The 25,496-nt window shown below is 49.2% G+C and carries 24 protein-coding genes and 1 tRNA gene; 21 read left to right on the plus strand and 4 right to left on the minus strand.

What is annotated here, in order from left to right:
* Window positions 1-52: 52 nt before the first annotated feature.
* Window positions 53-1,357 (minus strand): substrate-binding domain-containing protein, encoded by a 1,305-nt coding sequence (locus tag BN3910_RS01125; RefSeq protein ID WP_066923434.1) that lies wholly within the window; start codon window positions 1,355-1,357, stop codon window positions 53-55.
* Between the two features lie 344 nt (window positions 1,358-1,701).
* Between BN3910_RS01125 and brnQ the strand changes: the two genes are divergently transcribed.
* The 6 genes from brnQ to BN3910_RS01155 all read left to right on the plus strand — a co-directional run bounded on the left by brnQ (window position 1,702) and on the right by BN3910_RS01155 (window position 8,473).
* A complete protein-coding gene (gene brnQ, locus BN3910_RS01130; RefSeq protein WP_066923436.1) occupies window positions 1,702-3,024 on the plus strand; it encodes a branched-chain amino acid transport system II carrier protein in 1,323 nt (440 codons plus the stop codon).
* Window positions 3,025-3,038: 14 nt separating this feature from the next.
* Complete coding sequence (locus BN3910_RS01135) at window positions 3,039-3,719, plus strand: aspartate/glutamate racemase family protein (RefSeq protein ID WP_187367674.1); 681 nt, start codon at window positions 3,039-3,041, stop codon at window positions 3,717-3,719.
* Entirely contained in the window at window positions 3,706-4,911 is a 1,206-nt protein-coding gene (locus BN3910_RS01140) for a carboxylate--amine ligase (protein ID WP_066923443.1), read from the plus strand. The genes BN3910_RS01135 and BN3910_RS01140 overlap by 14 nt, the downstream gene beginning before the upstream one ends.
* Window positions 4,912-4,920: 9 nt before the next feature.
* A complete protein-coding gene (locus tag BN3910_RS01145; RefSeq protein WP_066923447.1) occupies window positions 4,921-6,321 on the plus strand; it encodes an MATE family efflux transporter in 1,401 nt (466 codons plus the stop codon).
* Between the two features lie 68 nt (window positions 6,322-6,389).
* Complete coding sequence (locus BN3910_RS01150) at window positions 6,390-7,556, plus strand: iron-containing alcohol dehydrogenase (protein WP_066923451.1); 1,167 nt, start codon at window positions 6,390-6,392, stop codon at window positions 7,554-7,556.
* Window positions 7,557-7,696: 140 nt separating this feature from the next.
* Window positions 7,697-8,473, plus strand: coding sequence for a beta/alpha barrel domain-containing protein (locus BN3910_RS01155; RefSeq protein ID WP_075967949.1), 777 nt, complete (start codon window positions 7,697-7,699; stop codon window positions 8,471-8,473).
* Window positions 8,474-8,593: 120 nt separating this feature from the next.
* On the opposite strand, the gene BN3910_RS01160 is transcribed toward BN3910_RS01155, so the two are convergent.
* Window positions 8,594-8,666, minus strand: a tRNA-Ala gene (locus BN3910_RS01160).
* A gap of 70 nt (window positions 8,667-8,736) precedes the next feature.
* Window positions 8,737-9,168: a helix-turn-helix transcriptional regulator gene (locus BN3910_RS01165; protein WP_066923454.1), complete on the minus strand. Its 432-nt coding sequence runs from the start codon at window positions 9,166-9,168 to the stop codon at window positions 8,737-8,739.
* A gap of 411 nt (window positions 9,169-9,579) precedes the next feature.
* Between BN3910_RS01165 and BN3910_RS01170 the strand changes: the two genes are divergently transcribed.
* The 15 genes from BN3910_RS01170 (at window position 9,580) to BN3910_RS01240 (ending at window position 24,264) form a co-directional block, all read left to right on the plus strand.
* Window positions 9,580-10,788: a CpaF family protein gene (locus BN3910_RS01170; RefSeq protein ID WP_066923457.1), complete on the plus strand. Its 1,209-nt coding sequence runs from the start codon at window positions 9,580-9,582 to the stop codon at window positions 10,786-10,788.
* Window positions 10,785-11,528 (plus strand): type II secretion system F family protein, encoded by a 744-nt coding sequence (locus BN3910_RS01175; RefSeq protein ID WP_066923460.1) that lies wholly within the window; start codon window positions 10,785-10,787, stop codon window positions 11,526-11,528. Before BN3910_RS01170 ends, BN3910_RS01175 begins: the two co-directional genes overlap by 4 nt.
* On the plus strand, window positions 11,525-12,376 hold the full coding sequence (locus tag BN3910_RS01180; protein ID WP_066923463.1) for a type II secretion system F family protein: 852 nt from the start codon (window positions 11,525-11,527) through the stop codon (window positions 12,374-12,376). The genes BN3910_RS01175 and BN3910_RS01180 overlap by 4 nt, the downstream gene beginning before the upstream one ends.
* Window positions 12,377-12,387: 11 nt before the next feature.
* Window positions 12,388-12,582: a Flp1 family type IVb pilin gene (locus BN3910_RS01185; RefSeq protein ID WP_066923466.1), complete on the plus strand. Its 195-nt coding sequence runs from the start codon at window positions 12,388-12,390 to the stop codon at window positions 12,580-12,582.
* A complete protein-coding gene (locus BN3910_RS01190) occupies window positions 12,579-13,019 on the plus strand; it encodes a hypothetical protein (protein WP_066923469.1) in 441 nt (146 codons plus the stop codon). Before BN3910_RS01185 ends, BN3910_RS01190 begins: the two co-directional genes overlap by 4 nt.
* A 14-nt stretch (window positions 13,020-13,033) precedes the next feature.
* Window positions 13,034-16,087, plus strand: coding sequence for a DUF5702 domain-containing protein (locus tag BN3910_RS01195; RefSeq protein ID WP_066923472.1), 3,054 nt, complete (start codon window positions 13,034-13,036; stop codon window positions 16,085-16,087).
* Window positions 16,084-17,115: a hypothetical protein gene (locus BN3910_RS01200; protein ID WP_066923475.1), complete on the plus strand. Its 1,032-nt coding sequence runs from the start codon at window positions 16,084-16,086 to the stop codon at window positions 17,113-17,115. The genes BN3910_RS01195 and BN3910_RS01200 overlap by 4 nt, the downstream gene beginning before the upstream one ends.
* An 18-nt stretch (window positions 17,116-17,133) precedes the next feature.
* On the plus strand, window positions 17,134-18,093 hold the full coding sequence (locus BN3910_RS01205; RefSeq protein ID WP_066923479.1) for a WG repeat-containing protein: 960 nt from the start codon (window positions 17,134-17,136) through the stop codon (window positions 18,091-18,093).
* A 54-nt stretch (window positions 18,094-18,147) separates the two neighbouring features.
* Window positions 18,148-19,395 carry a nicotinate-nucleotide adenylyltransferase gene (gene nadD / locus BN3910_RS01210; RefSeq protein ID WP_066923482.1) on the plus strand — a complete coding sequence of 416 codons (1,248 nt, stop codon included), beginning with the start codon at window positions 18,148-18,150 and terminating at the stop codon, window positions 19,393-19,395.
* Between the two features lie 17 nt (window positions 19,396-19,412).
* On the plus strand, window positions 19,413-19,742 hold the full coding sequence (gene rsfS / locus BN3910_RS01215; protein WP_066923485.1) for a ribosome silencing factor: 330 nt from the start codon (window positions 19,413-19,415) through the stop codon (window positions 19,740-19,742).
* Window positions 19,743-19,745: 3 nt separating this feature from the next.
* Window positions 19,746-20,486 carry a helix-hairpin-helix domain-containing protein gene (locus BN3910_RS01220; protein WP_066923488.1) on the plus strand — a complete coding sequence of 247 codons (741 nt, stop codon included), beginning with the start codon at window positions 19,746-19,748 and terminating at the stop codon, window positions 20,484-20,486.
* A gap of 73 nt (window positions 20,487-20,559) precedes the next feature.
* The gene (gene secG / locus BN3910_RS01225; RefSeq protein ID WP_066923490.1) at window positions 20,560-20,790 is read left to right on the plus strand and encodes a preprotein translocase subunit SecG; all 231 of its coding nucleotides are present in this window, start codon (window positions 20,560-20,562) and stop codon (window positions 20,788-20,790) included.
* Between the two features lie 71 nt (window positions 20,791-20,861).
* Window positions 20,862-23,369 (plus strand): ribonuclease R, encoded by a 2,508-nt coding sequence (gene rnr, locus BN3910_RS01230; protein WP_066923493.1) that lies wholly within the window; start codon window positions 20,862-20,864, stop codon window positions 23,367-23,369.
* 26 nt (window positions 23,370-23,395) lie between these two features.
* Complete coding sequence (gene smpB, locus BN3910_RS01235; protein ID WP_066923496.1) at window positions 23,396-23,857, plus strand: SsrA-binding protein SmpB; 462 nt, start codon at window positions 23,396-23,398, stop codon at window positions 23,855-23,857.
* On the plus strand, window positions 23,854-24,264 hold the full coding sequence (locus BN3910_RS01240; RefSeq protein ID WP_066923499.1) for a GtrA family protein: 411 nt from the start codon (window positions 23,854-23,856) through the stop codon (window positions 24,262-24,264). Before smpB ends, BN3910_RS01240 begins: the two co-directional genes overlap by 4 nt.
* Window positions 24,265-24,363: 99 nt before the next feature.
* Here BN3910_RS01240 and msrB read toward each other — a convergent pair whose 3' ends face one another.
* Window positions 24,364-25,356: a peptide-methionine (R)-S-oxide reductase MsrB gene (msrB, locus tag BN3910_RS01245; protein WP_066923502.1), complete on the minus strand. Its 993-nt coding sequence runs from the start codon at window positions 25,354-25,356 to the stop codon at window positions 24,364-24,366.
* Window positions 25,357-25,496: the final 140 nt, after the last annotated feature.

The raw sequence follows: 25,496 nt of genomic DNA on the forward strand, positions 1-25,496 counted from the left end.
AGGCTATCAGGACAGTTCCTGATAGCCTCTTTATCATCGGAATCACAAACGATTATTGATTCAGAAGCGTGGTGTAAGAAGAAGCGTTATCTGTCTTCACCATGTTGATCGCAAACGCGTCGTACTGGCTCGGATTGCCCAGACGGTTCGTGATGTTGGATTCGGTCTGTCCATCGCCGCCGATGTATTCGACTTTGAGGTTCAGAAGTTTGTCGTATTTCTGCAGCAACGGCTGATAGGTGGCGCTCAGGAAGTTATCCGCCGAGTTGTAGATGTTCAGCCATACGTTCTTTTCGGGGCTCTTCGCCGCGTCAAGCTGTTTGGCAACCGGATCATACGGTTTCGTGGCATCCATGAAATCATTGTAGTTTTCAGCGGTTACCGCGAGGTTCAATGCATAGTAGGAACGCTCTTCTTCGACATATTTGTAGTCTTTGTCGGTCAGGACGTTGCCCGCTTCATCCGGTGTGCTGATACCGGTGTTGACATCTACGCCGTCCAGGAGGTTGCGCAGTACACGTAGGGTCAGGTAAGCCTGAACATCCGCATGCTGGCTGATGGTTCCGGCATAACCGTCGGCAATCGCCGCAACGGCGTCACTGTTGGCGTCATAGCCGAACGTCGGGACCTTGTTCTCTTTGGCCCAGCCGTTGAACATGGCCATGCCCATGCCGTCGTTGTTCGATGCAACGATGTCGATCTGATCGCCAAAGGAAGCCGACCAAGTGGCAATACCGTTACCGGCGGTGGCAGCATCCCAGGTTGCACCGGCGGAGTTCTTCATTTCCTGCGAAGCCAATTCACGAACGACATATTTCTTGCCGTTTACTTCGAGCTCGCCGTCTTTAACAACGGTGGCTTTTCCGTCAACGTTCGTTCCGGCCGGAGACGGATCGATGGCACCGTCTTTTTCAACGGCTGTTCCCAGCGCCTTACGGACGCCGCGCGTACGGGCGATGGAGTCGTTGTGACCGACGTCACCGATGGCCAGCACGTATCCGATCGTGCCGTCGCCATTGCGATCCAGTTTGTCCGCATTTTTCTGAATGTAATCGACGATCATCTGTCCTTGCAACTCCGCACCTTGGTTGGCATCGAAGCCGACATAATAGGTTTTGTCGTTGAAGTTCAGCGCTTCTTTGTCCAGTTCACCGGTCGAGCTGTTCGACGGCTGACGGTTGTACCAGACCAACGGTTTTTCGTTGTTCTTCACTTCACCGGCGGGAGCGGTTGATTCCGTTGCCGGAGCCGTGCTATCCGCAGGAGCCTCTGATTCGGCAGGTTTAGAACCACCACCGCATGCGGTCAGCGCAAGCGCGCCGGCCAACAGAAGACCAAGTAACTTCACTGATTTCATAGAACATTCCTCCTTTTAATAGTAGAAAGAGAATCGTAGGGAAACGATTTCTCTTTCGCAAAAAATAAAAACTGACTGATTTCCACGCATCCTTCAGTTTCCGTACATCAGTATACCACATTCGTCGGAAAGATTAAGGTTTTCCATAAAAATCTTTTCTTACGGCTCGGACAAACGATTCGTCTAAAAAAGAGAATGAAAAGGGGGATAAACCGGTGCTTTGTATGGACAGATCAACCGTTTCAACATAAAATGGAAAGAAACATTCGCGGCCGCGATAGCGGAAGGGTGGGGAAAACCTACCCGGAAACCATCGCCATGAGCGGGAAGAGGAGTGTGATTTCATGCGTGAACAGGTATCTTTAAATCGGAAATGGATAGCCGTCGCTTCGTTTGCTTTGTTCTCGATGTTCTTTGGAGCGGGCAATCTTATTTTTCCGCCCACGCTCGGTCGAGATGTGGGGGATCAGCTTCTGCCTGCTTTTCTTGCCTTTTCCGTCACCTCCGTGGGTTTGGTACTGTTAAGCGCGATTGCCACTATTCGGGCAGGTGGAACCATTGAATCCGTGGCACGTCATCTTGGAGGGCCGCTTTCGATGGCCTTTGGCGGGCTGATTCTTATTTGTATCGGTCCGGGATTGGCTATTCCACGAACGGCGGCGACCAGTCATGAGATGCTTGCCGGTGCGTTTTTCCCTGGCCTTTCTCCGCTGGTTACTTCGGTATGCTTCTTTGCGGTCACGTTATTCTTTGCGATCAAGCCGAGCCGTGTCGTTTCAGGCTTGGGCATGGTTCTTACGCCGGTTCTCGTCGCCATTCTGGTTTTTCTGATCGGAAAATCGATTCTTTTCCCTCTTGGACCCATGGCGGATACGGGAGCGCAAGAGGTATTTTCTAACAGCTTTTTGGAGGGCTATCAGACCATGGATGCGCTGGCGGCGCTTGCGTTCTCTATCGTGATTATCAAAGACTTTCAGCGACGGGGAATGGAAGATCCCGCAATGGTGGTACGCTGCACGGCTATTTCTTCGATTTTTGCTGCACTGGGTTTGGTGGCAGTGTATGGTGGTTTGATGTATATCGGTGCGACCACGTCATCGCTTGGTGTGGAAAACCTCGGCCGGGTGAACCTGCTGCTCTTTAGCGTGGACAAACTTTCCGGCACAACCGGAAAGATGTTGATGACGATCGCTATGTTCTTGGCGTGCCTCACTACGGCCATTGGTTTGACGTCAACATTTTCCGATTTCATGGAGCGGTTGACAAAGGGAAAAATTCGCGCTCGCGTGTGGTCCATTCTGTGTGTTGTCGTCAGTGCCGTTCTTGCGGTACAGGGGGTGGATCAGATTGTCGCGATCTCCGCGCCGATTTTGGTTGCGATTTATCCAATTGCAATTGCCCTCATTGTACTTAATCTTGTGCAGGGACCGCTAAATCGGCGCTCCGTTCACATCGGCGCCGTCCTCGGCGCCTCGTTTCCGGCGGTGGACTTTCTCATCGGCTTGGTGCGAGGAACGCCCGTACTGAGCGGAAAAGCCGGCTTGATTCCGGAGATGTGGCAAAATTATTATTGGATCGTTCCCAGTGTAGTACTGGCCATTGTTTTTTACTTTGTCTTACCGGCAAAAGTGGAGAAGATGCCGGAACTTCACGAGCAGAAGAATTAGGAATGGTAGGGCGCATGACTTATGAACTTGGCGTAATCGGCGGCATGGGGCCGCTTGCCACCAATGTATTTTATCAATACCTGATCGATCATACGAAGGCACATCGGGATCAGGACCATATCAATGTGATTCTCTTAAGCCATGCAACGATGCCAGATCGAAGCGCGTGCATTCTTTCGGGAGAAACGGGCCCGCTTTTGCAACAGATGAAGGCGGATTTTGCTCTTCTGCAACCGTTAAAGTTAAAGGCGATTGCCATACCCTGCAATACATCCCACTATTTTTATGATACCCTGTGCACGTATACGCAGACGCCCATCATCAATATGGTGGAGGAATCCATCAAGGTTTGCGCGCGACAAGGGGATAAAAAAGTCGTTGTGCTGGCCACATCGGGGACACGAAGGAGCGGCGTATATGAGCGCTATGCTGAAAAATACGGCATCTCCTGCGTACCGATGGAGGAACCGGATGCGGAAGAGATCATGAAGATCATTTATGCCGTGAAGCAAGAGAATCGCCGTGATTTTCCGCAACTTTTGGAGATGATTGATCGCTATCGTGACAAGGGACGCGTGATTTTAGCTTGTACGGAACTTTCCACGATACCGGTGGGCGATCGTCCGGTGGTGGATGCGCTGAAGGTTTTGGGCGAGGAAGCGATCAGAAAGTGTAGAGGATATGGTGAATTTTAAGCCGATTATTTTAGGAACCGACATCAATGCCTATGGCACAGCGCGCTCTTTTTATGAAGCGTATGGCGTAAAATCGCTTTGTCTTGGTATCCGTCCACTGATGTACACGCAACATTCACGTATTGTCGAGGTAGAGACACGCGAGGATTTTGAACAGGATGAGGTGTTTTTAGCGGTTCTTGATGAAGTGGGACGGCGCTATACATGTCCTTTGCTTCTTATTTCCTGCGGGGATGACTATACTGCTCTGATTACCCGACATCGCGATGCACTTTCCGAACGCTACCTTTTTAACTATATTGATCAGACTATGCAGGAGCGCTTGGAAAACAAAAAAGATTTTTATGCCGTGTGTGAAGAATATGGCCTCGATTATCCGGACACTTTCGTACTCACATATGATGAGCGCGATTCTTTCAAGACGCCTTTCGGCTTTCCGATGGCATTAAAACCGAATGATTCGATTGCCTATCTTCATGCGGATTTTCCGGGAAAGAAAAAGGCCTATCGCATTGCGGATGAGGCGGAGCTGCGCCGTGTGGTCAAGGAAATCTATTCCAGCACCTACCATGGGGAACTCATTTTGCAGGATTATATTCCCGGTGATTATTCTCGTATGTACGTGCTTAATGCCTATGTGAATACCCGAGGTGAGGTAAAGATGATGTGTCTCGGGAAATGCCTGTTGGACGCCTGCCTTCCCAGGGAGATCGGCAATTATAATGCACTGGTCACGGTAGGAAATGAGGCGATTTACGCGCAGTATGAGCGTTTTTTGCAGGACATCGGTTATCGGGGCTTTGCCAATTTTGATCTGAAATATGATGTGCGCGATGGAAAATACAAGGTCTTTGAAATCAATATTCGTCAAGGACGCTCCTCTTCGTATATGACGGCCGGAGGCTGCAACTTCACCACTTTTCTTGTGGAAGACTTGTTGTTGCACGAGGATAAACCGACGCATTATCATCAAGATTCCGCGTTATGGCTTTATGTCGATCCCAAGGTGCTTCGCACCTATTGTGCTGAAGCGGATCGTGCTCTTGTAGAGGAATTGCTGTCCAAAGGCTATTTTTTCCCCACTTGGTACGAAAAAGACCGCTCCCTTTCCCGTTTTCTTCTCTTCTGGAGACGACGTCTTTCGACGCGCCGTTATTATCCCAAGTTTCAACCGCAACGAACAGAGCAATAGGAGTTCTGCATGAGCCCAAAACCCATTTCCGCCACGACGAAGACCTGGTTTTTTCAGGACAAACACTTTTTAAAAGAAGTCTTCGCCGTGGCGTTGCCGATTGCCTTTCAACTGCTCATCACCACCTCCATCAACATTACGGACACCGTTATGATTTCTTCCCTGGGTAGCGCGGAGATTGCCGCCGTGGGGATGGTCAATCAATTTGTATTTTTCTTTCAGGTGATCTGTTTTGGCATCAGCGGTGCAGGAGCGGTTTTTATCGCACAACATTTCGGGAATCGTGATGAACGCAAGGTTCGTCTATCGACCAGCATTACGATGCAAACGGCGTTTTTACTAAGCGCCGTTTTCTTTCTGGTTGCCTTTTTTTTGCCCCATACGCTCCTCACGCTAATGGTCCAGGATCCGCATGTACAGGCGCTGGGGGAAGCCTACCTTCGTCCGGTCAGCTTTTCGTTTCCTTTTTTTGCCCTTTCGCTCGCCCTGATTACGGTTTTGCGCAGCGTCAACCGCGCACGGGAACCGTTGGCGGTATCCATTTTGTCGTTTTTTACGAACGTGTTCTTTAATTACATTTTGATCTTCGGCAAATTGGGCATGCCTGCTCTGGGCGTAGTCGGTGCGGCTCTTGGGACGCTCATTTCCCGTGTGGTGGAAATGGTTGCACTGATCGTACTCGTCTGGCGTCAGCATCCCGGCATGATGGATATTCGTCCTCTGGAAGTTCTTCAGTGGCACGGGAAAGAGTTTCGCCACTGCTTACCGGTCGCTACGCCCATCGTGTTGGCGGAAACCTCCTGGTCTTTCGGCCAATTGGTGCAGGCGGTGGCCTTTGCCTTGGCAGGAAAGGAAGTAATCGCTGCGGTACAATTGACCAACTCCATCAACAATATTTTTTTCATCATCATTGATGCCCTCTGCTCAGCTGCTTCGGTTTTGTTGGGGCAGCGGCTCGGCGCTGGAAAGTTGGAGCGTGCGGAAACCATGGCGAATTATTTTATGCAATTCGTCACGGTGGTGAGTTTGTTTTCCGCAGCGATTTTGCTCTTTTTCCCGGATGTGTTGATGAAGCTGTTTAGCGGTGTGGAAGCGGAAGTGGCTTCGCGATCGCATAATTTGCTTCTGATTCGTGGTATTGCCGCACCGTTTCGCTTCTGGAACAGTATGATTTTTATCGGCATTCTACGTGCAGGGGGCGAAACAAAATGGACGTTCTATTTTGAATTGATGTCGATCTGGCTCTTCGCCGTACCCATGGCGTTCCTCGGTGTCGCCGTATTTCATTGGCCATTCGAATTGACTTTTTTTGTGGTCAGCGCAGAAGAAATCATAAAACTCTTTTTCATCTATCCCTTTTATAAGAAAAAAACGTGGATGCGTAACCTCACTACGCGTGAGAATGTCTAATCCGATGGGTATACTTTCTGCGAGTTCACACATCACACAAGGAATAGGACGTACAGAAAGGATAACCAATGGAAAACTTCATTTTTCATGTTCCGACAGAAATTCTTTTTGGACACGATATGGAAAAGACCTTTGCTTCACGTGTCGCCTCGTTGGGAAAACGTGCACTGATTGTTTTGGGCGGAGGCAGCGTTAAGCGTTTAGGTATTTATGATGCTATCGTCGATGCGCTTCATGCGCAGGGTGTTACTACGGTGGATTGTGAAGGAATCTCTCCCAATCCGCGCATTGATGAGGCAAAACGCGGTATTGCGCTCGTCCATCAGGAAAACATTGAGGTCATCGTTCCTATTGGTGGCGGATCGGTTCTTGATTGTGCAAAACTCATCGCTGCCGGCGCGAAGACCGATGCGGATCCTTGGGATTTGGTTCTTGGCGAAGCGCCCATTACGGATGCTCTGCCGCTTGCTACCGTGATTACGGTTGCGGCGACCGGTTCCGAAATGGATCCCCATTCGGTGATTTCCAATCCGGAAACAAAGCAGAAACTGGGATGGTCAAGTTCGCTGGTTCTTCCGCGTGTATCCTATCTCAATCCTTCCTTTACCTATACGGTGAATGCCTGGCACACTGCAGCCGGTACGGCGGACATCATGAGTCACACGATGGAGAGTTATTTTTCGGTGGAAGACGATGCGTACTTGCAGGATAGTATCGCAGAGGCGATTTTACGCACGTGCATAAAATACGGTCCCATTGCGCACAAAGATCCGACGAATGAAGAGGCGCGTGCCAATTTGCTCTGGACGAATTCGTGGGCGATCAACGGACTGATCGGAACCGGAAAAGCGCAAGCCTGGAGTGTACACGCGATGGAACATGAGCTTTCCGCGTATTATGACATTACGCACGGTGTCGGCCTGGCAATTCTTACGCCGCATTGGCTGCGTCATTTCAAGAATGAGAAGACGGTACCCCGTATTGCCCGTTTTGCCAAAATGGTTTTCGGCATTGAGAAAGAAAATGAGGCGGAACAGGCGGAGGCCGGCATTCAGGCTCTCTCGGCATTTTTCCGTTCGCTGGATATCCCCATGACGTTGCGTGAAGTGGAAATTGATGAAACACATCTTGCGGAGATGGCCCGGAACAGCGTGGCCCGTTCCGGCGGTGTCATTCACGGGTTCCAGCCGATGACGGCGGAGGATGTGGAAGCAATTTATCGCGCAGCATTATAATTATCTCTATCGGATTGCAGTGTTGATCATGGGCGCGTATATGACGAAAGCGCCCATTTTCGACACTGCTTTGTGTTCTGCTTCGAAAGGTTTTCGTTTAGGCCCGTCCGCATAGCCTTACGCGGAGAAAGGAGAAAGCGATGAAAAACCTCAAAACACATGAGGGGAAATTCGTGCCTCAAGTCGGCGGCGCGTTGCGCCACAATATTTTGGAGCTTCCACCGGTTATGCGCAAGTCAAGCGGTATCCTCGTTTTTGGACGGCGTATTAAAACGTTTGTGTTTTCCACCGATTTGGCCATCATTCGTAATTGCGATGCGGATGCGGTTTTTGCGGTCTATCCGTTTACGCCGCAGCAGACCATTACCGATGCCATAATCAAGAATTCCTATATTCCGGTTTTTGCCGGGGTGGGCGGCAGCATAACAAATGGCCAGCGCTCAGTAGATTTGGCGAAAGATGTGGAGAGTCAGGGAGCGATGGCGGTCGTGGTGAATGCATCCTTTACTAATGAGAATTTGCATGCGGTCACGGAAGCGATTGATATTCCCGTTGTGGTTACGATCACTTCGCAGGAAGAGGATGTCGGTGCACGTTTAAACGCCGGTGCTCGTTTATTGAATGTTGCGGGCGCACATCATACCGCAGAAATTGTGCGTTGTATTCGTGAAAAATTTCCGGAAGTGCCGATCATCGCTTCCGGCGGAAATCGGGAAGATCTTATTCGCGAGACCATTGATGCCGGAGCAAATGCGATCACGTATACGCCACCGAGCACGGCGGAACTCTTTACGATGTCGATGAATGAACACTATCGCAGCGGGGATCCCGCCTCAGAGCACAACGATGGATCTTTGGTGCTAGTGGATGATGCGGAAGTGGCGGATCTTTATTCCCCTCATCCCGAGTCCAGCTAATTGGAAGAGTCGGCGATTTTCTGCCGCAGAGGTGACGATATAGCATGGGAAGTAAAATCGTTCACACATTAAAAAACGCCCGATTCGTTGACATTTCAACAAATCGGGCGTTTTTGATTCTGGATCTGATGGGATTCGAACCCACGACTTCCACGTTGCGAACGTGACACTCTCCCAGCTGAGTTACAGACCCGCGCCTCAATGAGCGTATTCTACTCTATTTGAAGGCAAATTGCAAACGGGAAGTAGCGGAACTGACTCTTCTATTTTTTCTTCGGACGCTCTGTTGTTTCCGCGACATATTCCTCATCATCATCATCTTCCTCGGGAAGAATGACATGATGACGGCAATAAAGTAGATAGGAGATGAATTGGGACACCATTTGTGTCTCTTCTTCTGTTAAATGGCGTTCCACGGTCTCACAGACATCTTGAACCAGCTGTTTATGGTGAAAACTTTCACCAAAGAGTTTATCTAACGTCACATCAAAGATATCAGCAAGAACCGGAATATAATCCGCATTGATGGAGTTATTGGCGTTTTCCCAAGCAGAAATGGCGCTACCCTGATAACGGGTATCCAGCCTCTTGTTCAGTTCATCGGCCAATTGTGTCTGTGTCATGTGATTTTCTTTGCGGAGTCGCGCAAGACTTTGAGCGATGATCCGTTTATTGGCACGCAGTAAATCATTCATGACCGACTCCCTTTCTACCATTGATGTAAAAATTATATTCATTCTCAAAAAATGAATCAAGATGCAAAAAAGCGGCCAAAAATCCATATATTATTGTATAAAAATGAATAATTCCATAAAACATGGAGAATAAATGGAGAAGATCGAACTAAAAGGAAAGAAGGCGTCATAAACGTGCACCGCAGTTGACTGTCGTCGTGAGACAAAAGGCCCTCATTTCGGGACACAGAGAAACAGCGGATGGGGTTACCATAAGGACAGCCCTTCGATGTGTTGAACCCCAGGCTTTCCGGTGCCATGCTCACCTTTACCGTGTACACATCCAATCGTAATTGTTACGACTCGGCGGGACGAGCCGGGCGAGGCTGAACCCGAAGCGGACGCGTTCCATCCGCTTTAAAAGGAGGTCTTATGAACATCGCGGAACAAGTGAAGGGTAATCTTGAACGTTTACGGAAAAGCACGGATGTCACTCGTCTTGATGACCGTTCACTTGTTCAGGCGATCGAAACGTTGCTTCGTGCAGATGACGGATGGCAGAGCCAATCGCTCAATGATCGCTCCCGTATCCTGAACGGAATGTATTCGGCCATTCGAGGCTACGACATTTTGGATGCGTATTTTTCAGATCCGCAGGTAACGGAAATCATGGTGAATCGTTTTGATGAACTCTATATCGAAAAAGAGGGTGTCGTACAAAGAATGAAGATCGGTTTTGCCTCGGAAGAAAAGTATCACGATATCATCCAAAAAATCGTGAATGATGCCGGGAAGGAGGTGCATCAGCGCATGCCGATTGTTGACTGTCGCATGAAAGACGGGTCTCGCGTAAACGTCGTCCTTCAACCGATAGCCGGCGGTGATGCCGCATTGACCATACGAAGGTTTCGCAACCATATTTTTTCCCTTGTCGATTTAGTGGCTAACGGTACCTTGTCCTCCTCTGCTTCCGCATTCTTAAAGAAAAGTGTACGCGCAAAGTTGAACATCTTTATTTCCGGCGGTACCGGATCGGGAAAAACGACATTATTGAATGCACTGGCCAATGAAATTGATCGGCACGAACGACTGATTACCATTGAAGACGCTCGAGAGCTGAACTTTGAAAACATTGATAATTGGGTTGCCTTGGAGGCCAGACGACCCAATGCGGCAGGAGAAGGGGAAATTACCATTCGCGATTTGATACGTGCGTCGCTTCGTATGCGTCCGGATCGCATTATTGTCGGCGAAGTTCGTGGGCCAGAAGCGCTTGATGCTATACAGGCCATGAATACCGGACATGACGGGTCATTCAGCACGGGACACGCCAATTCCGTTTCGGACATGCAATTGCGTCTGGAAACCATGATATTAAGCGGACATGACGGCCTCCCCTTGCCGGCAATACGTCAACAGATTGCCTCCGCCATTGATTTGTTCGTACACGTTTCGCGTTTACGTGATCACCGCCGCTATGTCACTAGCATTGAAGAACCTTATTGGCAAAATAACGATCTGCGCTATCATACTCTTTTTTTTCGTCCGATAGATGAAAATCGGATCGGTGAACTGGAACCAACCGGAGAGTCTATGCAACGAAAAGAGAAGTTTTATCGTGCGGGAGAGGAGGTTCCATGAAACGAGAACCGCTGTTTTGGATGGTCGGCTATTCCGTTGCAGCGCTGTTTTGCGGAGCGATCTTTTTGTATCGCTGGTGGTTTATGCTTGCTTCGGCTTTCTTCGGCCTTCGTGCAGGCCGTGCACAATGGAAGAAAAGAAATCGAGAAAGGAAAGAAGAAGAGAATCGTCAACAGTTTCAGGCGTTTTTGGAAATTCTCCATGCGCGGCTGGATTCGGGAAGCAATGTTCAGCAAGCGCTGGTAGAGGCGCAATATCAGTTAGAGCGATTATTTGGCGGGGAAAGTGTTGTTGGTGATTTCCAAGATACGTTAAATAGGGTGGTGGACAGCACATCCTCCGGCATCAGCTTACGGGAAGCTCTTCTGCATTTGGTGTGTGAGGAACAGGATCCGCTGACAAAATCCTTTTTTGAGAATTTGTCTGTGGGAATGGCTCAGGGAGCGGATTTGGCCATGCTTTCCGGCGCATACCTGCGTCTGTTGATGGAGGAGCAAGAACTCCGCCTGGACCGGGAAGCAAAATTGGCGGGACCGCAACGTGAACAAAGGCTGCTCTTTTCTATGCCGGTCGTGATGCTTTGTGTGATGTATGCTACAGGATTGGCATCTACCGAGTATCGCTTGACGGATTACGGCGTTCGCCTGTTTTGCGGACTGCTTTTTTACGGTGCATGGCGATGGACTCAACGCATCCTTCATGACAGCGGTCTACAGGTTGGGAAAAGAGCAGTAAAATGACACTTCTGCTTTCACTTGTTCTTTATGTTTCATGGTTGGTGGGACTTTACTACAGCTACCGTCAATGGCCGAAAGCACCATCGGAAGTTCATCCTATCGCGGAGACGTTTTCTCTGCGCCGACGTGCTTTTGCACCGATGGGATGGTTGTTCATGAAAATGCGCGGCTGGTCGCCGAATCACCCGCGCGCAAAAAAACGAAGGCGGTATATGGTGATGCTCGTGGATCCCTATTATTTACGCACCGCCTTATGGAAACAGGAAATGGAAACGATGAGCGAAATTGCTTTTTTGCTCGGCATGGCCGGGCCGTGCTTTCTTTGGTCTCCTTTTCTTTTTGCCTTTTTATGTCTTGCCTGTGCCGGCTATGACCTTAGTCGATTACAGGACTTAAAAAAACAAAGTCAAGATCTGACCGAAGAAATGGAGAATGCACTTACGGATATGCTGACCCAATTTATTCTCTCATTACGCGCAGGAACTCTCCCTTTTGTGGCTTGGAAAACTATTGCGGAAAAGGGACAAGGCGCATTGTATCGAGAAATGTCGCGTGTAGTGCGGGAGGTGGAGGCAGGGGAAGGCCTTCGTGCTGCCACGGCCGGATTCGGAAGGATAATGCCAATCAAAGCCATGCATGATTTTGCGGAACTTTTTTCGCAGTCCATTGAGGTTGGTGGGGCTGATCTTTCGGTTTCTTTGGAACGTCTTCGCTCCACCTTATATCAGGAGCGCAAACGGGAATATGCGCTGCAGGCCGAGCGCAGTTCCCAACGTATGCTTTTTCCCAGTCTGCTACTTTTTATCGGCATTCTTCTACTGGTTTTATTGCCGATGCTCGGCCAAAGATAGAAAGGATTTCTATGTATTACACGCTTTTGCAGATGCTTCACACGCAGGGCTCTCGCTTTGGCGAGGAACGCGGAGAAATTAATATGGTGGCGATTGTTCTGATTATCCTTGTCGTTATCGCGCTGATCGCCATTTTTCGAGATAACTTGACGGCTTTGCTGGAGAGTTTATTTCAAAAAATTGAGAACGAGGCGATGAAGATATGAAACGCTGGCTGGACGAGGGGGGCAGCATATATCTTGTCGAGGGAACGGTATTATTTCCCATTACCTTTATGGCCCTGTTCTTGTTGCTGTTCTTTACGCTTGTTCTTTTCTTGCAGGTGGAGCAGGAGGGGAAGATTCGCCGGGCATTGACTCAACCGACCACTTCCATTGCCTTTGTGCATCCGGAAGAGAGTCCCCAGGCAAAGGCTCTGCTTTCTTCCTCACGGTGGTCGGAAACCGGCCTGTTTTTCGCTAAGAGAAGGGTGGAACAAAAAGAGGAAGAGAACCATTCTCCCTTTCGCTTTTTTTCGCTTCCCGCGCTGGAAGTGGAACAGAAGCGAGATAGTGTATGGAGCTCTTCGGCAACCAACCTTTGGCGTTATCAAGCTATAAACGGGTTCAGTGCGAAACAAACGCAAAAAGAGGGCGGAACGTAAGAAAGGAGGAGACCATGGCATGGCGGAGACGACATCAAAACAGCAGAATCCACGGCAAACGGAGGAAGCATAATCGTAAAGCAAACGCATCTCTTTCCCTACATTTGCGCATGGAGCGCGGCGTCATTTCTATTTTTCTCTGTGGCGTCTTATTGCTCATGAGCGTTTCCAGCGCAATATTCATGGATTATGCGCGCATTACGCTTGCCCGGGCGGAATCGCGATCCGCTATGAAGATGCTCTCCCATGCGGCCTTATCCGGATTTGATAAAACTGTAGCGAGGGAGTTCGGTCTCTTTGCTGTTCAAGATGTCTCTCGTATGCAGGAACAGACGGAAGAACTTCTTGCACAGCGTTTTCCACCGGATACGGCATCTATCGGCGTGCGTCTTTATGCGCCACGAATTACGGTGACGCCTTCCGATAATGCTCGACTCAGTCGACCGGAAGTGATGACCACGCAGATTAAACAGTTTATGGCTTGGCAAATTCCGGGGATTGCATTAGAAAAAGCGTTGCAACAGGTGGAGATGATGAAAAAGTTGTCGGTCTGCCTTCCCGCTTTTCAATCAAAAATACAATACGAAATGCAGTTGCATAGCGTACAACAAGCCATCAATGCCTGCTTTGATAAAGTTGACAATGGAAAGAATCTGCTTCCACCGGGGATGAAGGCGATTGCGCTTCCGGCATCGTTGAACTCTCTTTCCACAGAAAGCAAAGCGAAGCTCTTTGCCGGCGTTCCCGCACCGGCGTCGGCGGAAAAGGTACTTTCCGACGGTGCTCGCCAATTGGACGTCGAATTGCTGCGTCGTTTGCAAAAGGGAGTGAACGAACATAAAAAGGTGCCATCTCAATCGAAAGAGTGGGAAAAACTCCTCAGCGTTGGTGATCGTGCGGCCTTAAAAAGCGCTTTTCTCACCTGGAGAGGAAAGTATCTGACCGTTTCGTCCTGGTTTGATCGTCTTATAGGGGATGAACATCATACCCTTACCGCATTGCAAAATACCGCAGAAAAAATGAACGGTCTGACGGCCTCAAAAGAGAATTGGCAGGATGCGGTGAGCCAACTTCCTCCCGGGGCGGTTACCCAAAGCATGCTGGGGGATTATTTGAGCGCAACAGATCCTTTCAACCCGGAAAAGCTGAATCAGCTGAAAGAGGAATGGAAAAGGACAGGCGAAAAGACAAAAGATTTAGCCCAGGCCTGGAAAGCTCTTTCTCTTGACCGAATGCCACTGGAAGAGTTGTCTTTTGAGTCGTGGCTTTCTGCCAGACTGACGTCGATCAAGCGCCATTCTGAGACTACATTCACCTTGCCGAAAACGACGCTTTTCACGACGCATCCCCCCGGATGGTCGGACGGCATTGCGCTGAGTGAAGAGAGCATACAAACGCAGGCAGACCTCATTGGTCAACGTAATGATGATCGGTCAGGCTTCATTGAATTTCTGAAGGCGTGGAACACCAAACGAAAAGCACTGGCCAATGCACGAAAAGCAAAACGTATGGGGATGCCCAATCTTTCCGGTGGAATTACCGATTTTCTTGCCCCGGACGTTTTACAGCGGTATGAAGCGGATGCACATTCCGCTGTGTACGAAGAGTGGATGCCGCCAGAAGGTAATGAAATGGATATGCTTAACGGCATGATGCAGGCGACCATGCGTTTGGCCGATCTGTTTTCCGGTCTGTCTTTTGCCAATGCCGGCGATACGGTATCCTTACTCACTTATTGGGCGAATATGTTCAGTCATCGCACGACGCCGTTGATAGAAAAAGAAGAAGGGCATCCTCTGCTTTCTTTGACCGGTTTTCCCTTAGCGGAACGGCCGATATTTGGTGGCGAACTGGAATACATTTTATACGGGCGACCTTATTGGTTCGAGAACATTCAGCAGGCTGAAAACCATATTCTGGTCATCCGACTTCTATGTAATATGCTTTATGCGTTTACTTCGAGCGAATTGAACGCAGAGACCGCTCAACTGGCACTGGCTCTTGCCGGTTGGACCGGCTTTGCTGTTCCGCTTGTGCAATCGGCGCTTTTAGCGGTTTTGGCGGTGGGAGAAACCGCCGTGGATATGGATGCGCTTACTGCGGGCGAACGTGTTGCTGTCATAAAAACGCAGGACACGTGGCATTTTTCTCTTTCCGGTGTAGCACAGCTGGCGAAGAAGGCCTCTCATGATGTGTTTGATGTACTCACCGACGAAAGCTTGGCAGCGCTGGAAGCAGGAGGAGACACTCTTGAGGAGACGGTCGGAAAAATGAAGGACTCTCTTATACAAAAGGCGAACGATGCCGTTCATCAGCCGGTTTTGCGGATGATGGAAATGGGTTTGCTTGAAGCGGATTCTATATCCGATAAGGAGCAGCAGGCGAAAATCACACAAGCACTGCAGCAACTTGCATCGCGCGGAGGCGAAGGCAAAATGGGAATTGCCGTGTCCAATGCTTTTTCACGTCTGTCTGCACAAAGTGCTGCGCTTGGACAGGTATTGACTGTAGCAAAAGAAAAGAAAAAGCAGGCGGGAAAAGCGACAGAAGAGGTACTTGAACAGATCCGAAAAGGAACGGAAACCATCGTGAATCAAGCTTGTCAAGATTTATCTTCCTTCGCGGATGAAGGCATTGTGCAGCTGGAAAAGAAACTGCAAGGTATCCTTGATGAAAATACAGCGACCGGCAAGGAGGAGGCGGTAACGGCACTTGCGACGTTTGAGGCGGAAATGGGCGGAGGAGATGCTGTGGGAAGCATGACAGCCGGAGCAGGCCTTACGATGAGCTATGGCGATTATATGCTTCTTCTTATGGTCATCCACAGCAGTTCACGAGCCGGTCGAGAGAGTATGCTTTCGCAAACTGCCCGCCTTGTACAGGCAGAAAGTGGAGGAACGGATCTCACGACGGCGCCGACTTCCCTGGACTGGCTGTTGGAAAGTCAAGTAAATGTTCCGTTTTTGCCTCAATTTCGTGCTTCTACCCTGCTCAATGCCACAGGAAAGCAGGTCGACGTCAAGGAAAACTGGCAAGAGGGATACGGCTTAAAAAAGGATAACCTATGATGCATCGCTCGTTTTCGAAAGGTTCGCTGACGTTGGAAGCTGCCTTTACACTCAGCTTTTTTCTCCTCACCATGATTTCCTGGATTCTGCTTTTTATCCCTTATCAGGTGCAATCTATGGCACAGCATGCACTGGATCAATCCTGCCTTGCTCTGGCGGACAAGATTTCCCTTACACATACACTGGCAGGAAAAGAAGGCGGACTTACACGTTTTGCCGAAGCGCTCACAATAAAGAAAATCAATATCCCCATTCCGGAAGCTTTGCGGGAGATGGGAGGAAATTTTGCCTTGGATATCGGCGGCCGACAGGAATTTCGACGTTTTTTCGGCAGCGGCAAAGGACTTCCGAGAACCATGCATCGCGTGGACTATTCCATTCATCTGGACGATGACCGTGACTTGTTGTATGCGGACTTGTCTTATCTGCTGGATTTGCCGGGGCTTTTAAAGCCACTTGGACCGTTAGTTGTCCATCAGGCGTCTACCGCAGGCCTTTGGCTGCTCACGGACGAGCCTGTATTCGGCCAAAATGAGGAGAACGACGAAGAGAAGGAAAAGGAGGATAGTGTGTGGAAGAAGCCGCCGTTTACACGAGGGCGAATTTTGGTGGAGCGTTTTTGTCAGCAATCCACGGCGGAAAAGCTAAAAAAAGGACAAATTGCGGATTTGTTTTATGTTGACGGGACGGTGGAAGCAATACTATCGCTCAATCTGTTTTCGGCAACGTATAGCTCCGGAACAGGAATGGTGGCGACCAACTACACTGTGCAAGAAGAAGCGGTTTTGCATGCACTTGTTGCCCAGGCAAAACGTCTGAAGAAGGCTGCAAACGGGCGAAGCGACTGGATTTCGGAGGACGGCACGTCGTTCTCCCGTATTCCGAGCGGCATGCGTCTGAAGGTTATCCTGCCGGAAGAGGCGAACCGTTTTTCTGCCCAGTTAACGGCATTGGCCAAGCGCATTGAACGCGAAGAGGGCGTTTCGGTATCGTATGCCTACGAAGAAAAAGCGTTGGTTGAGGAATAGGAGTGAAAGGAGAATGAATTGCGTTTTTGGCAAAACCGGAAAGAACACACACAGATAAATTCAAAGACTCGTTCGCTCCTTTTTTCTCCGGCTCTTTTCTGTCGTTTTTATGCGCTTCTGCTTCTTCTGTTTATCGGAGGAGTATTCCTTTTTCGTCAGCAGCAGACGGCACGGGAAGAAAAAACAAGACAGCATTGCCGGGAGGAAGCACAAATGCTTGCTCAAGCCGGCTTTTACGGGGAAGCGCAGAAAAAACTGAACGCCATGCCGAAACCGCTTTTTCCCGAGGATGAGGAGTTGTTGTTTCAGATTGCACTTCAAAAACAGGATTTTCGTTTTGCGATGGATCTACTTCCGAACCTGTCGACGAAGCAGGAACCGGCATCTCGTTTGGCGTTGATTACGGCGTTGCAAGAGGCGGGAAAATCCGTTCTTGCCTGGCAAGTACTCTGTGAGACGCCCTTTTCCAAAAACGAGTCCGCAGAAAATGCCTTGGCGATTTCCCTTTTGCAGGATGTCCGGGAGACTCCGACACGTGCCGTTTTTGTTTCCGGCTGGCATCATCACAAAGCGGCGATTATGAGAGATGAAGAAGGCTTTTTTCTGGTGAATACACAGGGAGAAGAACGCAGCGATACACACTACGAAGCGCTCGTTCCCGTGTCGGAAGGGTTCTGTGCGCGCAAAAAGGAAGTCTGGATTACGCTCGATGTGGACGGTAATTTTGTGAAGACGACGGTGGAACCGGAGGAAAAAGACATCATCGAAGCCGATCCATCTTTTCTGTTGATGCCGACGGAAGAGGAGGGCGTACAGGGCTATTCCTTCGATGGAGAGGAGGTGATTAAGCCCATATATGATCGCGCAAGTCCGATCAGTGCGAATGGGATAGGCTATGTTGAAACGGAGGGGCGTTGTTGGCAAATCCGCTTTCGTGCATTGCGTGACGGTGTTTCTTTCAATAAAATAGAATCGTAAGCAAAAACGAAAAGGACGGTAAGCCGTCTTGAAGAGTGGAAAGGCGAGGTTAGCGTGTCAAGCGAAGACCAGCAGCGTATAGGCATTCTCGGGGGAACTTTCGATCCGGTGCATATCGGACATTTACAGATGGCGGTGAACGCCATGACGACGTTTGCTTTGGATGAGGTGCGTTTCGTACCCGCTTACGCTCCTCCACACAAGAAGGACAAGGAGGACAATGCTGCTGACCGCCTCGCGATGCTGACGGTAGCTGTAGAAGGAAATCCCTCTTTTTCGGTGGATTACCGCGAAATGCGCGCGGAAAAAAAGCGTTATTCGTATGACACGGTATGCTCGTTCCGCGAGGAGTTTCCCCAAGCGAAGTTGTTTTTTATAATCGGCGAAGACAGCCTGATGGATATACGCACATGGTATCGCTGGCGTGAATTACTCGCGATGATTCCGGTTATTGTGTGCGCGCGGGAGGGGGTAGAGGGCGATCTTCTCACTCAAGTGAATGTACTGAACGAAGAAGGATATTGCATACAGATTGCGAAAGGTCCATCCATTCCGATTTCATCGACCCGAATTCGACAGTCTCTTGCGGAAGGGAACGATGTGCGCTACTTTCTTCCGGGAACCGTATATGACTACATTGCCTCGCATCGCTTATACAACATGATTGGTGGGGAGGATGAAGATCTTCTGCGCGGCGTGGAACAGGAAACGTTGGATTTTCTTGAAACGGATGATTTTCCGCTGATGGTGGAAGGACTGAGACAAACACTCTCGGCGCATCGATTTCGCCATGTGCTCAGTGTGGTGAAGACGGCTATTTTTTTGGCAAAACGTTACAACGCGGATGTCAATCGTGTGCGCCTCGCCGCCTTACTTCACGATTGTGCAAAAGGGCGAGAACGGGAATATTTTGTGTTCTTGCGTGAGAAAAATATTCTTAACGAAGAGGATTGGAAACCTTCTCCTCTTTTTCATGCCTTTCTCGGTCGCTATGTCGCTCGTGAACGCTATGGCGTTCAGGATGAAGAAGTGCTGGAAGCCATCGCTTCACACACAACAGGAAGCCCGTCGATGAGCTTAACGGCCAAAATTGTTTATCTTGCGGATGAAATCGAACCGTATCGGGATTTTCCCTTTGTGGTGCATTTACGCCGTTTGAGCATGGAAAACTTGGATCGCGCGATTCTTTCCGCAATGGATGCGTCTCTTCGCTTCCTGATGCAGAAAGGGCAGGTCATTGATCCCGCGTCCATTTTTGCTCGTAACGGCATGATCAGACAACATAAAACAAGAAATGAATGAAGTGAAAGGAGCTTTTTTTGACAACATCAGCAACAAATTCGAAAAATGAATTGATTATCCAGGCGGCGGATGATAAACAAGCCAGAGATATCCGCACACTTCCGATTCGGGAAGAGGCGGGAATCTGCGATTATTTCATCGTCATGACCGGAAGAAATAAAATCCATACGCAGGCAATTGCCGACGCGATCACGCAAAAACTGGCGGAAGCCGAGATGGCCCCAACCACAACCGAGGGGTTGCGTGACGGAGGATGGATTTTGTTGGATTGCGGAGAGACTATTGTCCATATTTTCACTCAAAGCGAACGCGAATTCTACGATCTGGATGATCTCTGGAGCGAGTAGAGCTTGTCTTCGCGAACCGAAAAAATTATTTTTGGAATTTTGTTTTCCGTTCTTTTGCTGCTTGGCGGCGCGCGCTTCTTTATGGACGGAACGCACACGTCGTTAGGAGAAACCGGACAGGAAGGGGAAACTAACAGCGAAAAAGCAAAGATCGCTGTGGACACGCCGGATGGGGAAAAGGAAACGTCTTCTTCGGTTCTTGTTGGGGCGCATGGAACAGAAAATCAGGAACAAAGCGTAGATGTGGTGTCTTCTTCCATTGCGAAAACAGTCACCGTATATGTGGGCGGTGCGGTAACGAAACCCGGCTTATACACCCTTGATGCCGATAAGCGCATTCAGGACGCCATCATGGCGGCAGGCAATTTCACCGCAGACGGTGAACTGGGAGCAATCAACCCTGCGCAGCGTCTTAGAGATGAAATGAATATTGTGGTTCCCACGAAAGAAGAGGTTTCCCGGGCAAAAGCGCAGGGATTCGACTCTTCTTTACAAGAGGTAACCCTTCCGAACGAAAGCAATCCTAAAACAGCGGACGGTTCGGATAATACCGCTAAAATCAACATCAATACTGCATCGGCGGAGGAATTGCAGCGCTTGCCCGCTATTGGGAAGGCTAAGGCGGAAAATATTCTTCGCTACCGCCAAAAGAAGCCGTTTCAAACCGAAGAAGAGATTATGAATGTCTCCGGTATCGGAAAAAAAGTGTTTGAACAAATTCAACCGCAAATTTGTGTGAAGTGAGGTACCGACGTTGAAAGGACGGCGGACATTTGTTAAAATAGCGATACCGTGAAATGCTAAGGAAAAATAAGAGGTGAATGGATTGAAAACTGGTATCATTGTTTTACTCGTTCTCGCCAGCATTGTGATTATTGTGGCGACTTTGATGATGGAGCCCAAAACCAATGCCGGCACGATGTTCGGTCAGGACTCAAATGTTTATGGCACATCGGTGCATCGTCCCAAAGATGCGCTGCTAAATAAAGTAACGGCCATTTGCAGTGTAGTCTTTGTTCTCAGCCTGATTGCCTTGCTGGCTCTTTAAGCTAAGGGAAACGAAAAACCGACGTCTGTGCGTCGGTTTTTTCTTTGTCCAATGCGAAGGAGGAAGTCATTATGGAATTAAGAGAATTTTTGTTGTCGTACTTCACCAGCGCGCAATATGAACCCCTGCGTACACGAGAGCTTGCCGATCGTTTCGGCTTGGAGGGAGAGGCGCGCATAGCCTTTTACAACACCATCGACGCCATGCTGGAAGAAGAAGTCATTAAGATGAGCAAGCGCGGTAAGATCAAAGCGTATGCGCTGCCCGAACACGAAGAATCTTCCGCACGGCATAAGGATAAAACAGAACAAAAAGCAGCATTGAATACGAAAAAAGAGCATAAACCGGAAGTGCTGCCGGAAAAAAAGACGGCCTCCGAATTGGAGGCGAAAGAGGCCAAAACATCCGAGAAACGGGAGAAAAAACAGAAAGCTAAAGAGGCGCTTGCTAAAGAACAGGATCCCCTCATCGGGAAGCTCACCGGAAACGCGAAAGGCTTTGCTTTCTTTATCTCCGCCGTAGAAGGGCAGGAGGATGTCTTTATTTCTCCGGATGATCTTAATGGTGCCATACACGGCGATACCGTACGCATCGCGATAACCGAAAAAGCGGATCCTGATGCGGGAAGAAATGCCAATGGAAGAGTGGTTGCGATTTTATCGCGCAACACGGATCCCATCGTCGGCATGTATGAAAAGCAGAACGGTTATGGCTATGTGTTGCCGGATAAGAAAAGTTTTTTTCGAGATATTTACGTGTCGGACGCTGACGCAATGGGCGCATCAGACGGGGATAAAGTGATTCTTCGTCTTCTTCCGCCGGAAGAGAACGAAGGAAATCCTTCCGGACGCATTATCGAAGTACTCGGACCTGCCGGCGCAAAAGGCGTGGATATTACAGCGGTTGCCCGTCAATTCGAGTTGCCCTATGAATTTTCTGAAGAAACAATAAAAGAGGCGGAAGCGTTACCGGAAGAGGTGGATAAACGGGAATTTCGCGGTCGGCGTGATTTGCGCAACACCTTTACGGTGACCATTGACGGTGCGGATGCCAAGGACTTTGACGATGCCATTTCCGTTGAAAAACGCGGGAAATACTACATTCTTTATGTGCATATCGCTGATGTGTCCCATTACGTGAAGCCCGGCTCCGCTTTGGATCGCGATGCCTACGAACGCGGAAATTCCGTCTATCTTTTGGATCGTGTCATTCCCATGTTGCCGGAAAAACTGTCCAATGGCCTCTGCTCACTCAATCCGGGTGAGGAACGCTTGGCCATCACCACACAGATGACGCTGGATGCGGAAGGCAACGTTGTCGATCATCAATTTTATCCCAGCGTGATCCGCTCTGATCATCGCTTGGTCTACGATGCGGTTTCTGACTATTTGGAAGAAGGCATGCGTTTTGACGAAGATGAAGCGTTGTTTGCGCATCTGGACATGATGGCCACTTTGTATCGCCTGCTGGCACAAAAACGACGTGAGCGAGGAACGCTTGATTTCGACTTTCCCGAAACGACCGTTGTTCTGAATGAAGAGGGTGTCGCGGTGGACGTGAAGTTGGCGGATCGTCGTATTGCGAATCGCATCATTGAAGAGTTTATGATTCTCAACAACGTTGTTGTCGGCACAACTTTTTTCCGGAAGAAATTGCCGTTCATCTATCGTGTTCATGCCGAGCCGAAGACGGAAGATATTGAACGACTGAACAACGCTCTCATGGCTTTTCATTATGAACCCGTTGAAGTGGAACCGGAACCTTCACGCATTCGTGCGATTTTGGAACAGGTTAAGGGAAAAAAAGAAGAGAGCATTCTCAATATGTTTGTTTTGCAGAGTATGTCCAAGGCGATTTACAGCCCGAAACCGACGATGCATTTTGGCCTTGCGGAGGAGCATTATTCCCATTTCACCGCGCCGATTCGCCGGTATTCCGATTTGATCGCACATCGTCTGCTGAAGGCTCTTCTTTCCGGAAATCCTGTGACGGATGAGGCGGTAAAAAAAGATTTGTTCATTCGCTGTGAACACATCTCCCTGACCGAGCAAAAAGCGGAAGAAGCGGAACGCGACGTTGTGGCGATGAAGTGTGCAGAATACATGCAGCGCTACATTGGCCAGGAGTTTACGGGACAGATTACGTCTTTGATCAATTTCGGTGTATTCATTCGTCTGCCCAACACGGTCGAAGGACTTGCTCATTTTCGCGATATGACCGATGATTATTACTCCTATGATGAGGATCGCATGGTTGTACGCGGCGAGCGCAATCACCATGAACTGCACTATGGCGATGAGGTGCGCGTGTTGGTTGCTTCAGCAAATCCGCTATTGAGGGAAATAGATTTTCATCTTCCGGATTTTGTTCAGGAGGAGGGTCAGCGCAACAAGACGAGTGATACCGATCGTCAGACACACCATCGCGGAGCACATCCCAGTCGCGCGTTTCGACACCGCAGTGAAGAACGCCCGAAAAACTTCAAAGGGGCAAAAACATCCCGAGCCAATCAGCCGAGAAAGAAAGGTGTAAGTCGCCGTCGCCATCCGCTTTCCAATCGGAGCCGGAAAAAGGGCTGATCGTTGCCATAGAGATAGGACAAAAAATGAAGAAGGAAGACAACAAGGTGTTGGCGAACAACAAACGCGCCAGACACGATTATTTTATCGAAAAAATTTGGGAAGCAGGTATTGCTTTAAAGGGTACGGAAGTAAAGAGTGTCCGCCAGGGGAAGGTTTCGATTCAACAATCCTATGTGGATATCCAAGGGGGAGAGGCCTGGATTAAAGGCCTACACATCAGTCCGTACGAACAGGGAAACCGATACAATATGGATCCTGTTCGCGATCGACGCCTGTTGCTGCACAAAAAGGAAATTCAGCAACTTGCTGAAGCAATACAGCGCGATGGCTATACCATCATTCCGCTCAGTGTAGTCCTGCGCGGCCGACGAATTAAAGTGGATATTGCACTTGCACGCGGCAAAAAACTTTATGACAAACGCCAAAGTCTTCGCGAAGCGGAGGATAAGCGGCGAATTGAACGCACCTTAAAGGAATGGAAATGAACCTCAACTCGTTATGGAAGCGCTATCGTGAGCCGATCACCTATCTGTTTTTCGGCGTGCTGACCACCTTGGTAAACTATGCCGTTTATTTCCTTACTACGCGGGCGTTCCACATGCATTATCTCGTTGCTACGGGCATCTCCTGGGTGGTTGCCGTACTTTTTGCATTTGTCACCAATCGGCGTTTTGTGTTCGACTCGAAGGCACAGGGCAAGAGCGAAGTGGGCGGTGAACTTCTTCGTTTCGTAGGAGGACGTGTTCTTTCTCTTCTTTTGGAAGCTGCCATCATGTTTATCGGCATCGAAGGATTAAAGCTCCTGCGTTACGATTGGGCGGTAAAAACAGTCGCTCAAGTGGGCGTAGTGGTGTCCAACTACTTTTTGAGCAAATTTTTTGTTTTTCGCTGAACGCGAAATTTACTCCGCAACGCGCGAAGTATTGCTGTATCCGAACAGAACGAAATAAAGATTGAAAAAGAAAATAAAAAATCGCCGATCGGCGATTTTTTATTTCTCTTCATCCACATAGGCAATCCAATCACCGTAGCCTTCTTTCTCCATTTCTTCTCGCGGAATAAAGCGCAGCGCTGAACCGTCAATGCAATAGCGTAAGCCGCCGAGATCCTTCGGCCCGTCGGGAAAAACGTGCCCGAGGTGGCTTTCCGCGCGGCGTGACTGAACTTCGACGCGTTCGCGTCCGGGAATAGAGAGATCGCGATGCTTGGTGAGCTGTTCGTTTCGCATCGGCTTACTAAACGAAGGCCAGCCGCATCCGGCATCAAACTTATCGCGCGAACTGAAAAGCGGTTCACCGGAAACAATATCTACATAAATGCCCGGCCGAAAAAGCTGATCATAGGGATGCGCGTGAGGAACATCGGTTCCTTGTTCTTGTGTTACATGATATTGTATCGCTGTCAGTTGGGCGCGAAGCGTTTCATCCTTTGGTTTTTGGAAGGCTTCAAACCCATCCTCAAGGGGAACCTCGGCAAGCGAAAGATCGATGTGGCAGTAACCTTGGGGATGCTTCAGGAGATAGTCCTGATGCTCTTCTTCTGCTCTGACCCAATGGCTAAGCGGCGCGCATTCGATGGCGACTTTTTGACCGAGTTTCGAGGATAAGCGATCCAGACGTTTTTGCACCTTTTCTTGCGTTCCCTCCGGCGCAGAAGAAGGAATATAAATTCCGGTTCGATATTGTCGGCCCATGTCATTGCCTTGCCGATTCACCGACAGGGGATCTACCAAACGCAAATAATGATCAAGTAGCTCCGCCAGTGAAATACGGTTGCGGTCGTATTCTATTTTGACCGTTTCGGCATGGTCACTCTGTTTGATTTGTTCATAGCTTGTATTTTCCGTCTTTCCGTTGGCATAGCCTACTTCGGTGGAAAGAACGCCATCAAGCTGGCGAAAATAACCTTGTATGCCCCAGAAACAGCCGCCGGCAAAATAGATGGTTTGTTCCGCGGGGGAAGGGGCTTTCTTCATCGTATTCATAACGCAGTGTTCTCCTGTTCTTATTCGTTTACCTTTTCATAGGATTCTGTCTGCATCCTGTAACGGTCAGACCGTGTCCTTTTTTTTAGCTTACGGTATACTGTCTACAAGCGCAAGAATGACGAACCATTTCTCTGAGG

This window comes from Murdochiella massiliensis (assembly GCF_900059565.1).
Lineage (GTDB): Bacteria > Bacillota > Clostridia > Tissierellales > Peptoniphilaceae > Murdochiella > Murdochiella massiliensis.